We start from the raw sequence: 13,895 nt of genomic DNA on the forward strand, positions 1-13,895 counted from the left end.
GACTGACGAGGTGGAGCTCCGGTGTTCGCGTCTGTTTAGTTTGGTTGGGGTTGTGTTGGGTGGTGATGCGGCAGCCAGTACCTTTTCGCTCATCTCTCCGGCCTAGATTCACGCTTTAATGCAGTTTTGCGCTGTGTTGCGGCGCATTGCCGCGTGAGTTTGCATTAAAGCGCAAATCTGCGCCGGCGACCTCAATCTTCGTGGGCGAGGATGGCGCAGCGCTGCGTACCGGCTCGGGTGAAGATGACAACAGCAGACTTGGCCGGCTGACCTTTCTTAGCCGGCCTCAGCTTCAGCTGGCGGCGGACTTGGGCAGGGTCAATGTCCATGCCGCGCTTCTTGATGACCACCTGATTGATCCCGCGATCCGCCAGTGCACCCCGCACGGCTTTGATCCCGGCGGGCAGAACATCCTCCACCCGGTACTGTGAAACCGCCTGGGCAACAGGTCCTTCAGCAGGACGATCGCCGGACAGATACGCAATCGACTCATGAATTCTGTGCGCACCCAGCGGACCGCACAGAGCCTGCACCAGGCCGGACCGAATGACAGCGGCGTCCGGCTCAAACAGGTAGTTGCCGACGCCGGCGACCGGCACCTCGTCCGCTGGCAGATCAGCTTCCGTCACCGTGAGGGAGCCTTCGTCACCCATGATGAGGGCAGCTCGTCCCTCACGTTCCTGAGCGCGGCCGTGGAACAGCGCAACCTCAACAACATCGCCCCGGTGCGAGGCCCACTGCGCCTCCCAACCGTCCGGCACAAGATCGTGATCCAAAGCGGGACCGAGTTTGACGCCGACACTCGGCACGCGCCGGGCAGCCGCAAACGCCCAGGACAGACTCGGCGAAAAAGCCTCCGGATCAGATAGACGGAACGCGGAACCATCAGCGTTCGTTCCACTGCGCCGCGCCGGATCCAACCACAGCGCATCAGCGCGAGCAAGATCAAAATCCTCAGCGCGGGCGTGCTCGGCAACTGCATCAAACGGCCGCAGGTTGTATGCGGCAAGCGCGGCGGTGACCTCGTCAGCATCACACGCATACACGGACGCCTCACCCACACCGGCAAAAGCCAAAGCATCCGCCCCGATCCCGCAGCCGAGGTCCGCAATCAGCCCAGGCCCACCCCGGTGCATCCGCTTGGCGTGCATCGCAGCAACCGGCAATCGGGTGGCCTGTCCCAGCCCATCGCGGGTGAACAGCATCGAATCGGCAAACGGCCCGAACTTGCTTCGTGCCTCAACCCGCAGCTGCGCCTGAGTCATGACAGCCGCCGCAACCTCCGGCGCCAGCCCTTGCTTGCGCAGCCTCTGCTGCGTCTGCATTTCCTCGGCACGGCTGTACTCAATTGAGTCGAGAACAGCCAGCACATCCGGGTTGAGCAGGGCAGCGGCAGTCTGAGGATCCATGCCCTCGAGCCTATAGGCTAGGAGCGTGACTACCCTCCTGACCGCCCGCACTGTGCGCGAGATCGCCGCGGAACTGGGCCTGCGCCCCACCAAACAGCGCGGCCAGAACTTCGTGATCGACCCCAACACGGTGCGCATGATCGTCGCCGAAGCACAGTTGGAACCCGGCATCACCGTTGCCGAGGTGGGGCCCGGCTTGGGCTCGCTCACTCTGGGGCTCTTGGAGGCGGGTCACCCGGTGGTCGCCGTCGAACTCGATGAGCTTTTGGCTTCGCGTCTGCCGCGGACAGTAGAAGAACTCCACGGTCCTGACGCCGCGTTCGACCTGGTGGTCGGCGACGCCCTGCACGTGACCGAACTGCCCGCCGAACCGCGGGCACTCGTGGCGAACCTGCCGTACAACGTGGCCGTTCCAGTGCTTCTGCACTTCCTGGCGCAGTTCCCTTCTATCGACAATGTGCTCGTCATGGTGCAGGCAGAAGTCGCGGACCGGCTGGCGGCCCGCCCGGGCAACAGGGTGTACGGCGTGCCCAGCCTCAAAGCCCAGTGGTACGGAACCGTAACCCGAGGCTCTGACATAGGGAAGAACATCTTCTGGCCCGCACCCAACATCGGATCGGGACTCGTGCGGATCGTCCGCCACACCCAGCCGCTGCCGGGAGCCGACCAGGTTGAGCGCGACCGCGTCTTCGCACTCATCGACGCAGCCTTCGCCCAACGGCGCAAAACCCTGCGGGCGGCCCTCAGCGGTGTATTCGGCGGGGGAGAAGCCTCTCAGAAGGTTCTCGAAGCCGCCGGCATCAGCCCGCAGGCACGCGGCGAAACGCTCGCGATCGAAGACTTCATCGCGCTCGCCCGCGCCGAAGCGCAAGTCTGACCCGCGCCGAAGCAGCTGAAGCGCAGGCCTGACAAAACTGTCAGTCCAGCTGACAAATCCGCTTCAGCCGATAGTGTGGACTCAAGCAATCAGAGGAGCCACATGATCCGGGCCACCGCTCACGGCAAAGTCAATGCAATGCTCGGCGTCGGCGAGGCAGGCGACGATGGCTACCACGACCTCGTCACCGTCTTCCACGCCCTCAATGTGCGCGAAACCATCGCACTGACAGAAGCCGACGACCCCGCCAACCCGAAGGTGACAGTGGCAGGCCCCTACGCCTCGTCATCCATTCCCTGTGATGACCGGAACCTGGCCCGGAAGGCCGTGAGCGCTCTCGCGCAGGCGACCGACACCCACGTCCCCGTCGACATTGCCATCGACAAGAACGTGCCGGTTGCCGGCGGTATGGGCGGTGGTTCTGCCGACGCCGCAGCAGCGCTCGTGGCCTACGCCGCGTGGATCGGCCTGGACGACCCGCAGCTGCTCCACGACACAGCAGCGACCCTCGGAGCGGACGTCCCGTTTGCGCTCATGGGCGGCACCGCGATCGGCACCGGCCGCGGCGACGAACTCGCCACCGTCATGTCCGATGCGCAGTTCCACTGGGTGCTGGCAACCTCGGCAAGCGAACTGTCAACCCCGAACGTCTACGGTCGGCTCGATCAGATGCGCGCCGAAGGCCGCGCACCGGGCCCGACTCTCGATGCGGAGGCCGCGGTCGCCGCTTTCGTCTCCGGGGATCCGCACCAGCTGGCCGAGGCACTCCACAACGACCTCGAAGCCGCCGCCTGCGACATGCTTCCCCAACTGCGCGAGGTGCTGGAAACCGGCCGTGAAGCCGAGGCTCTCGGGGGACTCGTGTCCGGTTCGGGGCCGACGGTCGCATTCCTCGTCGAAGACGACACTCACGCACTCGATCTTGCGGTCATGCTTGAAGCCAGCACGTCCGTGCGCAATGTTGTGCGCACATCGGGCCCAGCGCTGGGAGCCCACGTAGTTGAAGACTGAGAGCTGAGGATTACGGCTCGCGTGGGGCTGTGCCTCGCCGCAGACTGTGTCTGCTCGAACACTGAACCTGCCCGCTGAACAAAGCCCGCGACGAATAGACTGAGACGACGGCTGAAACGCCTCAGCCGCTGACTGCAGGAAGGACGCGCCGTGGCACATCTGATCGGAGCCGAAGACATTTCGCTGGACTATCCCACGAAAACCGTCTTCGATTCGCTCACCATCGGAGTCCACGAAGGCGACCGCATCGGCATCGTCGGCCGCAACGGCGACGGCAAATCAACGCTCATGGCGCTGCTGACCGGCCAGATGGAACCCGATTCCGGCCGCGTGACTCAGCGCGGCGGCCTGCGCGTGGGAGTTCTCACCCAGACCGGCAACCTCAACCCTGATGACACCGTCGGCACCGCAATCGTGGGCGACCGCCCCGAATACGAATGGGCCTCCGACGCCAACATCCGCGACATCATCGCAGGCCTCGTGGGCGACCTTGACTGGGACCGGAAAGTCTCTGCCCTCTCAGGCGGACAGCGTAGGCGCGTAGCGCTCGCCGCACTGTTGGTCGGCGACTGGGATGTTCTCGCACTCGACGAACCGACCAACCACCTCGATGTTGAGGGCATTGCCTGGCTGGCCGGGCACCTCAACAAACGCTGGCCCAAGAACTCAGGCGGACTCATGGTGGTCACCCACGACAGGTGGTTCCTCGATGAGGTCAGCACCGACACGTGGGAAGTCCACGACGGCACGGTCGACCAGTTTGAGGGAGGCTACGCGGCCTATGTCCTGCAGCGGGTCGAACGTGACCGCCTTGCCGCAGCGGCAGAAGCCAAGCGCCAAAACCTCATGCGCAAAGAACTCGCTTGGCTGCGTCGCGGTGCTCCCGCCCGCACCTCCAAGCCGAAGTTCCGCGTTGAGGCAGCCAACCAGCTCATCGCCGACGTCCCGCCGGTGCGCGACTCACTCGAACTCAAACGCCTCGCGGTGTCCCGCCTGGGCAAGGACGTCGTCGACCTTGAAGACGTGGCCTTCGCCTACCCGGACGGCTACGTGCTCACGAATGTCACGTGGCGGATCGCCCCGGGTGAGCGCACCGGAATCCTGGGCCGCAACGGCTCTGGCAAATCAACGCTCCTGGGGCTGATAGCCGGCAGCCTGCAGCCAACCGACGGGCGAATCAAACGCGGCAAAACCGTCAAACTCGGCGTGCTCGACCAGCAGTTCTCCCAGCTTGCCGACATCGGCCGCGACCGTGTGCGCGAAGTGCTGGCGCGGACCAAGACGAGCTTCGAAATCGACGGCAAAGACCACACCCCGGCACAGCTTCTGGAACGCCTGGGCTTCCAGCGGGCACACCTGTCCTCCTACGTCGAAGACCTCTCCGGCGGACAGAAGAAGCGCCTCCAGCTGCTGCTGTTGCTGCTGGACGAACCCAACGTCATCCTGCTGGACGAACCGACCAACGACGTCGATGCCGACATGCTCGCCGCCATGGAAGACCTCATGGACTCCTGGCCGGGCACACTCATCGTCGTGTCCCACGACCGCTACCTCATTGAGCGCGTCACCGACCAGCAGTACGCCATCCTCGACGGCACACTGCGCCACGTGCCCGGCGGAATCGACGAATACCTGAAGCTGGCAGCTGAACTCGACGGTTCCGATGACGACGCAAACGGCAGCCGAACTTCCAAGAGCCAAGGGAGCGGCACCTCGGGAGCTTCAGAAAGCAGCGGCATGACCGGTGCCGAGAGGCACGCCAAGCGCAAAGAAGTCGGCGCGATCGAACGCCGGCTCGAACGGGTCAACGGCGAAATCGAGAAGGTGCTCGAACGGCTCGGCGAACACGACCAGACCGACTTCGAAGGCCTGCAGGCGCTCGGTGAAGAGCTGCGCGGACACCGCGAAGAAGCCGAACAGCTTGAAGAGCGCTGGCTCGAACTGTCTGACCTGCTCGAAAACAGCTGAACAGGCCGCGCGGCCCCCAGCAAAGCGGGTCAGCCGCCCCCTGCCAAGCCGCCCCGCACCACACGAGTCAAAGCCAACCCCGTGTCAGCCGAAAGTATGACTCCGGTCTAGCCGAAGCACCGATGGAATCGCCCCGTGTTTTCGGTGAACTGGAAGCATGGAACGACACGGCTTTGCAGACAGAATCACATCCAAGAAGGGTTCGTGGCTCACGCTCATCATCGGGCTGGTGGTGATGGGAGTGCTGTTCGGCGTTTTCGGTTCGGCGAAAGCACCCGAAGCCAGCGAACAGGCCCCGCCCGAATCCGAATCCCAACGGGCCCAGGCCCTGCTCGACGAATTTCCCGGCGCGGACGAACAGTCCGTGCTCATTGTGGCCACCGCGCGCGACGGCGGGGAAATCACCGATAGGCAGACGAAAGCGCTGAAAGACCTCGCCGGCACGCTGAACGAAAGCGCCGCATCCAATGACGGTGAGGCCTCAGGCCCCATCCTCAGCGAAGACGGCGAAGCGGCAGTGCTGCTCGTGCCGATCACGACCGGCGAATCCAACACCGCGAACGCCGAAGTCATCGGGGACTTGCGCAGCACAGTCGCCGAACACGGCCCGACTGACCTCAAACTGGAAGTCACCGGCGGGCCGGCCTTCGGCGCGGATGTTGCAGCCGCCTTCGACGGTGCGGACTTCACGCTGCTGGCGGTGACGATTGCGATCGTCGCCGTTCTGCTGATCGTCACCTACCGTTCGCCGATCCTGTGGCTGGTGCCGCTGATCGCGGTCGGCCTGGCCGATGGTCTTGCGGGCCGTCTCACCGCGGCTGCCGGCCAAGCGTGGAACCTGCAGTTCGATGCCGGCATCATCAGCGTGTTGGTCTTCGGTGCGGGCACGAACTATGCGCTGCTGCTCATTTCGCGTTACCGCGAAGAGCTGCTGCGCCACACCGATCACCGCGCGGCCCTGGCGGTCGCCTGGAAGCACACGGTCGGTGCGATTCTCGCCTCGAACCTCACGGTTGTGCTGTCCCTGTTGACCCTGGTGCTGGCCGTCATTCCCGGCACGCACGGCCTGGGCATCACCTCGGCAATCGGTCTGCTGACCGCTCTGGCCGGTGTTCTTCTTCTGCTGCCGCCGATGCTCGCCATCGTCGGACGAGGCGCCTTCTGGCCCTCGATCCCGCGCTCCGGGACCAAGGGGCGCCGGGATGGGGTGTGGCGCCGTGTAGCGACCGCTGTTGTGCGCCGTCCGCTGGTGTCAGCCGGTGCCGGCATCGCCCTGCTGGCCATCATGGCCTCCGGCCTGTTCGGCGTGAAGGTCGGGCTTGACCAGCTGGATCGCTTCCGCGTGCAGTCGGAGTCCGCCGCCGGTCTGGAAACACTGTCGCAGCATTTCCCGCCGGGGGAGGCTCAGCCGATCCTCATCGTCGCGAACGAAGACAAAGCTGACGACGTCGTAGCAGCGGTGGAAGACCGCGATGGAATCGTCCGCGCCGGCGAAATCGACACGCACAATGGTCTGTCGAAGATCATGGTGACCAGCGACTACAGCCCGAGCACCGATAAGAGCCTCGCCCAGATTGATGAGCTGCGCGAAGCCGTCGGTGCGGTTGACGGAGCTGATGCCCTCGTCGGCGGACAGGTCGCAGCGGATGTCGATGCGCGTGCGGGCAACGCCCAGGACTTCGCACTCATCGTCCCGCTGATCCTCGGAGTGACGCTCATCGTGCTGTTCTTCGTGGCCCGCTCCGCACTCGCCCCGTTCGTTCTGTTGGCGATCAACGCCGCCAGTGCGCTCGCTGCGATCGGTGCGGGTTGGGTTCTCAGCCGCGTGGTCCTCGGCAGCGAGGCGCTCGACCTGCAGGTTCCGCTTCTGTCGTTCCTGTTCCTTGTGGCACTCGGCATTGACTACACCATCTTCCTGGTGCACCGCGCCCGCCGCGAGGCCGCTGAGCACGGCACCGCGAAGGGGATGGTCGAAGCGGTCACCCACACCGGTGGGGTCATTACGAGCGCGGGCATTGTCCTCGCCGCTGTTTTCGCCGCTCTTGGCGTGCTGCCGCTGGTCACCCTGGGTCAGCTGGGCCTGATCGTGGGAATCGGCGTGCTGATCGACACGCTGCTGGTGCGCACTGTCATTGTCCCGGCCGTGTTCACCCTGATCGGCGACAAGATCTGGTGGCCCAGCAAACCGCACTCCCAAGCTGCCGAGGTGGAAGCCGCCGCTTGATCCTGTGCCTCTTGATCCGCTGGAGCAGGGGATAGAACTGGGGTCCGCACCTGTTGGTGCGGACCCCGGCTGTTGGATGAATATGAGCTGTCGGCTCCTTGGGATTGAGTCCCGGTGCCGGCAGGCGGTCAGAGGATGCGGTCGCGCAGAGATTCGTAGAGGGACCGGTTGGCGTCTTCGAGCTTCTGCGTCAGTTCGAGGGCCCCTTCTGTTTTGCCTTCGTCGGCGAAAGCTGCCGCGTAGATTTGACCGACCGAACTGTAGAAGTCTGTAACGAGCTGCGCGGCATCTGACGTGTAGCTGACTGCGATCCGACGCTTGTCGGCCGTGTCGCGTTCGCGCACCAGCAGACGGCGGGAGACCAGACGCTCAAGAATAGAGGTCAGGGTTGAAGCCGAAAGCGCTAGGCGTTCGCTGATGAAGCCGGGAGTGACGGTGGTGCGTTCGTCTGTCGCGTGGATGATCTCGGTCAGGACGGTGAAGTCAACGAGGTTGAGGCCGTGACGACGCGCGAAATGCGCCTGCGCGGTGCGGATGAGATTGGTCTGCGCCATATTGGCGTGAACCAGATGCGCAAGTTCCGCATTGAAGTCAGAGTCCGATGGGAACTGCTCTTTTCCGGCAGTGTCGAACAGGCGGTTAAGGGATTCCGGAAGCATGGGCCTCATCCTAATTGGGGAAGCTCGGTGATTTCTGAAAGCTTGTCCGTCTTTTGGGATTCAAAGAGCCTTGGAATCGGTGTTGATCAGTGAAAACGCCGAGAACTCGGGGGTGCTATTTCGGATAGCGAGATGCGAGTGTGCTGAAGATCACGCCCCGTTGGCTCTTGCAATACCGGGCGTGCTGTGTCTCCGGCTAGGTGCTGAGCATCCCCTCACGAAATCCTGGGTGTTCTTCCAGTATTCTTGAAGGCGTAATATCACTGCACGCATCACGCGTGGGCTGTTCAGAAAGCTGTGCTTAGAGAGCTTCGATCGATCCCCCGCACGGTGCGTCGTTCTAAGGAAGTGACTGTGAAGCGCAAATTCCTCGCTCCTGCCGTCGCCGTTTTCGCGACCGCAGCTCTCGCTCTTTCCGCCTGTGGCGAAGCCCCCGAAGGCGGCGCCGACGCCAAGAAGTCTGACTTCAAGGCCTGCATCATCTCTGACGAAGGCGGTTGGGATGACAAGTCGTTCAACCAGTCGTCGAAGGACGGCTTCGACCGCGCCGTGAAGGACTTCGGCCTGCAGGAAGCAGTCGCCGAATCCAAGGACAAGTCGGACTACTCGCAGAACGTCGACACCATGGTGCAGAACGGCTGCAACATCATCTACGGCGTGGGCTTCAACCTCGCTGCTGAGCTCGGCAAGTCGGCCGCACAGAACAGCGACATCGAATACGCGCTCGTCGACTCCTACTTCGCGGACGAAAACGGCGAAACCGTCGAATACGACAACGCCAAGCCGCTGGTGTTCAACACCGCTGAAGCCGCCTACCTCGCCGGCTACGTTGCTGCCGGCACTTCCGAAACCGGCAAGGTTGCAACCTTCGGCGGTATGCAGATTCCTTCCGTGTCGATCTTCATGGACGGCTTTGCTGACGGTGTGGACCGCTACAACAAGGACCACGACGGCAAGGTTGAACTGCTCGGCTGGGACAAGGACAAGCAGAAGGGCTCTTTCGTCGGAAACTTCTCCGACCGGGGTCAGGGCCAGGCTCTGACCGACCAGTTCATTTCGCAGGGCGCTGACATCGTCATGCCCGTGGCCGGCCCCGTCGGCCTGGGTGCCGCTGAGTCCGCTAAGAAGCACGGCGATGTTTCGCTCGTGTGGGTTGACGCTGACGGCTACGAAACCACCGAGTACGGCGACCTCATGCTGACCTCAGTGCTCAAGGAAATTTCGAACGCCGTCTACGACAGCGCCAAGGAAGCCTCCGAAGACAAGTTCACCGGCGAACCCTACGTCGGCGACCTCAAGAACGACGGCGTGTCGATCGCTCCGTTCCACGACTACGAAGACAAGGTTTCGGACGAAGTCAAGCAGGGCGTCGAAAAGATCAAGCAGGAGATCATCGACGGTACGACCAAGGTCGAAACCGAGAACGCTCCTAAGTGACCTTGCGCTGAGCGCAGGTCTCTGAAATGAGACACCGGTCCCGGCATGGAAGTGCGACTGCCGCAGTGCAGTTAGAATCTTCCTGCCGGGACCGTGCCTGTCCACACGTATTGAGGAGTAATCAGTGAAACTCACCCTCGAGGGAATCACGAAGAAGTTCGGTGAATTCACCGCAAACGATTCGATTGACCTCGTTATCGAACCAGGTGAAATCCACGCACTTCTGGGCGAGAACGGTGCTGGCAAATCAACCCTCATGAACGTCCTCTACGGACTGTATAAGCCAACCGCCGGCCGCATCCTCATCGACGACGAACCCGTGTCTTTTTCGGGTCCGGGTGACGCTGTTGCGGCAGGCATCGGCATGGTGCACCAGCACTTCATGCTCATTCCCGTCTTCACGGTCGCGGAATCTGTGGCCCTGGGCTACGAGCCGACCAAGTCGCTCGGCCTTCTGGACCTCAAGCAGGCCCGGGAGAAAGTCAAGGAGATCTCGGCTCGCTTCGGCTTTGACATCGACCCGGACGCCTACATCGAAGATCTCCCCGTCGGCGCTCAGCAGCGCGTCGAGATCATCAAAGCGCTTTCCCGCGACGCAAAGGTGCTCATCCTCGACGAACCAACAGCGGTGCTGACCCCGCACGAAACCGATGAGCTCATCGAAATCATGCGCCAGCTCAAAGAGCGTGGAACCTCGATCGTGTTCATCACCCACAAACTTCGCGAAGTCCGCGCCGTTGCGGACTCCATCACCGTCATCCGCCGCGGTAAGGTCGTTGGCGAAGTCAGCCCCGAATCCTCAGAAGCTGAGCTCGCCTCGGCCATGGTCGGCCGTGAAGTGAACCTCAAATCCGACAAGACTCCTGCCGAACCCGGTGACGTCGCACTCAAGGTCACAGATCTGACGGTGCTGGACAAGAACAACCTTCCCGCGCTCAACAATGTGTCGCTTGACGTGCGCCGCGGTGAAATCCTGGCGATCGCCGGTGTTGACGGCAACGGCCAGACCGAACTTGCCGAAGCGATCATCGGCCTGGAAACTCCAGCGGCCGGAACGATCGAACTCGACGGCGTCAACCTCGAAGCCTCTTCGATCAAAGCCAGGCTCAACAAGGGCATCGGCTTCGTTCCCGAAGACCGCTCAACCGACGGCATCGTGGCCGGGTTCTCGATCGAAGAGAACATGATCCTCGACTGGTACGACCAAAAGCCCTACGCCAACGGACTGGCCCTCAACCCGGCTGCCATCCGCTCGGCCGCGCTCGAAAAGGTTGAACAGTTCGACATCCGCTGCGGATCAGTCCAGGACCAGATCTCAACACTTTCCGGCGGCAACCAGCAGAAAGTTGTTCTGTCGCGCGAAATGGGGCGCGACCTGCGTCTGCTCGTGGCCAGCCAGCCCACCCGCGGTTTGGACGTCGGCTCCATCGAGTTCGTCCACAAGCGGATCATCGAAGAGCGTGACAACGGCACCCCGTGCGTCATCGTGTCAACAGAACTCGACGAAGTGCTCAACCTTGCCGACCGGATCGCCGTGATGTACCGCGGTCAGATCATCGGCACCGTGCCCGGCGGCACATCGCGTGACGTTCTGGGCCTCATGATGGCCGGTGTGCCCGAAGAAGAAGCCAACGCCCGCGTTGCCGACGGTTCGGCTGTGACAGAGGTCGGCCAGGCAGCCCAGGAGGACATCGTATGAATCAGAAGACCACTGCCGGCAGCACTGCCCGGGGCAGTGCGCGTCAGAGCATCATCCGCGGACTGCTGTCGGGCAGCTGGCTGGTATCGGTCCTGTCGATTGTCATCGCCCTGGTTGCCGGTGCCGTGCTCATCATCCTGGCCGACCCTGACGTGCAGCGGGCAGCCGGCTACATTTTCGCCCGTCCCAGTGACTTCTTCTATTACGCGTTCCACTCGGTTCTCGAAGCCTATTCGGCTCTCTTCCGAGGTGCCATGTTCGACTGGAACGCGAATTCCTTTGTGCGCTCGATCCGCCCGCTGACCGAATCGCTGGTGTCGGGAACCCCGCTGATCCTCACCGCGCTCGGCATTGCACTGGCGTTCCGCTCAGGCCTGTTCAACATCGGTGGTCAGGGTCAGGTGATCTTGGGTGCGGTCTTCGGCGGTTACCTGGGCTACGCGATGCACCTGCCGGTTGTCCTGCACATGATCGTCGCACTTGCCGGCGGCATGCTCGCCGGCGCCATCTGGGCATCCATTGCCGGTGTGCTCAAGGCCAAGACCGGTGCGAACGAAGTGATCGTGACGATCATGCTCAACTCGATCGCACTGTACCTCATGGCCTATCTGCTCAAACAGGAGTGGTACAAGCACAAGGAAGGATCGATCCCGCTGACGGCGAACATCGATTCGACCGCGCACTTCTTCAAGATCCTGCCTGATCCGTTCCGCCTGCACGTCGGCTTCCTCATCGCGATCCTCGCCACCGCAGTCATCTGGTGGCTGCTGGAGCGCTCCACCATCGGCTTCGAAATGCGCATGGTCGGACAGAACCCGGCGGCAGCTCGCACCGCGGGCATTTCAGTGTCGAAGGTGACGATCGTCGTCATGGCCATTGCCGGTGCGCTGGCCGGTGCCGGCGGCGCCAACCAGGTGCTGGCAACAGAAGGCAACGTCGGCGGCGGCATCGCCGGAACCATCGGCTTCGACGCCATCACGGTCGCTCTTCTGGGCCGTTCGCGCCCGGTCGGCGTGTTCTTCGCCGGAATCCTCTTCGGTGGGTTCAAAGCCGGCGGCTACCTCATGCAGGCTCAGACCGGCACGCCGATTGACATCGTGCTCGTCGTGCAGTCGATCATCGTCCTGCTCATTGCGGCACCCCCGCTGGTCAGGGCCATCTTCCGCCTGCCGGAGCCCATTGAGAAGCGCCGTGAAGACACGAAGTCGAGCGGCACCTCGACCGGTGCAGCGGCGGCAGACTCGGCCGACGCGAAGGCCGAAAGCACAGACGCGGCAAACGCCGCACAGACCACAGCAGCCGCTGCTAAGGGCGGGGAGGAACGATGAGCACACAGACCAGCGTTCACAGCACCCAGAAGCTAGCACCGCGGGACTGGAAGTTCCCGGTTGTCTACGGTGTCCTGGCCTTCATCGCCCTGGTGGCCTTCGGCTTCGCGGCCGAAGGCGGCCGCAAAGCCACGTTCCAGCTTGGCCAGCAGGGTGACTTCTTCCACATCCCGAACATCACCGTCGATGCCAAAACCACCGGCATCGTGCTGGGCCTGCTGCTGGTAATCCTGGCCGGAGTGTCGTTCTGGGGTCAGCTCAAGCGCATCACAATCGGCAACTGGCTTCCCGTTGTCGTCGGCGTGCTGTTCGTCATCGCCTTCCTCGCGTGGTCGGGTGCCGGGTCCGGCGTCATCCCCGCAACCTCGCTGCTCGCCGGTGCACTCGCCCTGTCGGTCCCGCTGATCTTCGGTGCCATGACCGGTTTGGTGGGCGAACGTGCCGGCATCATCAACATCGCAATCGAGGGCCAGCTGCTTGCCGGTGCGTTTGTTGCAGCAGTCGTCGCCTCGCTTGTCGGCAACCCCTACGCGGGTCTTGTCGCCGCACCGATCGGCGGTGTGCTCGTGGCAATCGTCCTGGTGTTCTTCGCGGTGCGCTACTGGGTCGACCAGATCATCATCGGTGTTGTCCTCAACGTCCTCGTAGTCGGTCTGACCAGCTTCTTCTTTTCGACCGTCCTGTCGGACAATCCGGAACAGTGGAACCGCTCCATGCGCCTTCCGGCGCTGCCCGTGCCGGTGCTGTCGGACATTCCGATCATCGGGCCGGTGCTGTTCAACCAGAACATCCTCGTGTACCTCATGTACATCCTCGTGGCGGTTCTGCAGATCGCGCTGTTCAACTCCAAGTGGGGTCTGCGCCTGCGCGCAATCGGCGAACACCCGCGCGCAGCCGACACCGTCGGCATCAACGTCAACCGCGGCCGCGTGCTCAACACCATCATGGCCGGCGCAATCGCCGGCCTGGGCGGCGCGTTCTTCACCGTCGGCTCGGGCCTGGCATTCGGCAAGGAAATGACCGCCGGACAGGGCTACATCGCCCTGGCAGCCATGATCCTCGGCAAGTGGAATCCGCGCGGTGCGCTCATGGCCGCGCTGCTGTTCGGGTTCGCCAAGAACCTCGGCAATTCGCTGTCGGCCATCGGCTCGCCCATCCCGCCGGACCTGCTGCTCATGCTGCCGTACATCGTTACGATCTTCGCCGTGGCAGGATTCGTCGGCAAAGTCCGTGCACCTGCCGCCGAAGGCATTCCCTACTCCAAGCAGTGATGCACATGCCAG

Annotated in this window: 10 protein-coding genes; 8 read left to right on the top strand and 2 right to left on the bottom strand. The window is 63.1% G+C overall.

Features of this window, described 5'->3' with window-relative positions:
• Positions 1-191 precede the first annotated feature (191 nt).
• Positions 192-1,409: a class I SAM-dependent methyltransferase gene (locus tag HMPREF3092_RS07810; RefSeq protein WP_070424471.1), complete on the bottom strand. Its 1,218-nt coding sequence runs from the start codon at positions 1,407-1,409 to the stop codon at positions 192-194.
• A 25-nt stretch (positions 1,410-1,434) separates the two neighbouring features.
• Between HMPREF3092_RS07810 and rsmA the strand changes: the two genes are divergently transcribed.
• The 4 genes from rsmA (at position 1,435) to HMPREF3092_RS07830 (ending at position 7,489) form a co-directional block, all read left to right on the top strand.
• On the top strand, positions 1,435-2,286 hold the full coding sequence (gene rsmA, locus HMPREF3092_RS07815; RefSeq protein WP_070424472.1) for a 16S rRNA (adenine(1518)-N(6)/adenine(1519)-N(6))-dimethyltransferase RsmA: 852 nt from the start codon (positions 1,435-1,437) through the stop codon (positions 2,284-2,286).
• Between the two features lie 75 nt (positions 2,287-2,361).
• Entirely contained in the window at positions 2,362-3,297 is a 936-nt protein-coding gene (locus HMPREF3092_RS07820) for a 4-(cytidine 5'-diphospho)-2-C-methyl-D-erythritol kinase (RefSeq protein WP_256174409.1), read from the top strand.
• Positions 3,298-3,447: 150 nt separating this feature from the next.
• Entirely contained in the window at positions 3,448-5,265 is a 1,818-nt protein-coding gene (locus tag HMPREF3092_RS07825) for an ABC-F family ATP-binding cassette domain-containing protein (RefSeq protein WP_070424474.1), read from the top strand.
• Positions 5,266-5,422: 157 nt separating this feature from the next.
• Entirely contained in the window at positions 5,423-7,489 is a 2,067-nt protein-coding gene (locus HMPREF3092_RS07830; RefSeq protein WP_070424475.1) for an MMPL family transporter, read from the top strand.
• A gap of 128 nt (positions 7,490-7,617) precedes the next feature.
• On the opposite strand, the gene HMPREF3092_RS07835 is transcribed toward HMPREF3092_RS07830, so the two are convergent.
• Positions 7,618-8,148: a MarR family winged helix-turn-helix transcriptional regulator gene (locus tag HMPREF3092_RS07835; RefSeq protein ID WP_062020324.1), complete on the bottom strand. Its 531-nt coding sequence runs from the start codon at positions 8,146-8,148 to the stop codon at positions 7,618-7,620.
• Positions 8,149-8,502: 354 nt separating this feature from the next.
• Between HMPREF3092_RS07835 and HMPREF3092_RS07840 the strand changes: the two genes are divergently transcribed.
• The 4 genes from HMPREF3092_RS07840 to HMPREF3092_RS07855 all read left to right on the top strand — a co-directional run bounded on the left by HMPREF3092_RS07840 (position 8,503) and on the right by HMPREF3092_RS07855 (position 13,883).
• A complete protein-coding gene (locus tag HMPREF3092_RS07840) occupies positions 8,503-9,585 on the top strand; it encodes a BMP family lipoprotein (protein ID WP_070424476.1) in 1,083 nt (360 codons plus the stop codon).
• A 124-nt stretch (positions 9,586-9,709) separates the two neighbouring features.
• On the top strand, positions 9,710-11,284 hold the full coding sequence (locus tag HMPREF3092_RS07845; protein WP_070424477.1) for an ABC transporter ATP-binding protein: 1,575 nt from the start codon (positions 9,710-9,712) through the stop codon (positions 11,282-11,284).
• Positions 11,281-12,612 (top strand): ABC transporter permease, encoded by a 1,332-nt coding sequence (locus HMPREF3092_RS07850; RefSeq protein WP_070424478.1) that lies wholly within the window; start codon positions 11,281-11,283, stop codon positions 12,610-12,612. The genes HMPREF3092_RS07845 and HMPREF3092_RS07850 overlap by 4 nt, the downstream gene beginning before the upstream one ends.
• Positions 12,609-13,883 carry an ABC transporter permease gene (locus HMPREF3092_RS07855; protein ID WP_070424479.1) on the top strand — a complete coding sequence of 425 codons (1,275 nt, stop codon included), beginning with the start codon at positions 12,609-12,611 and terminating at the stop codon, positions 13,881-13,883. Before HMPREF3092_RS07850 ends, HMPREF3092_RS07855 begins: the two co-directional genes overlap by 4 nt.
• Positions 13,884-13,895 lie beyond the last annotated feature (12 nt).

This window comes from Brevibacterium sp. HMSC24B04 (assembly GCF_001806835.1).
Classification (GTDB): domain Bacteria; phylum Actinomycetota; class Actinomycetes; order Actinomycetales; family Brevibacteriaceae; genus Brevibacterium; species Brevibacterium ravenspurgense.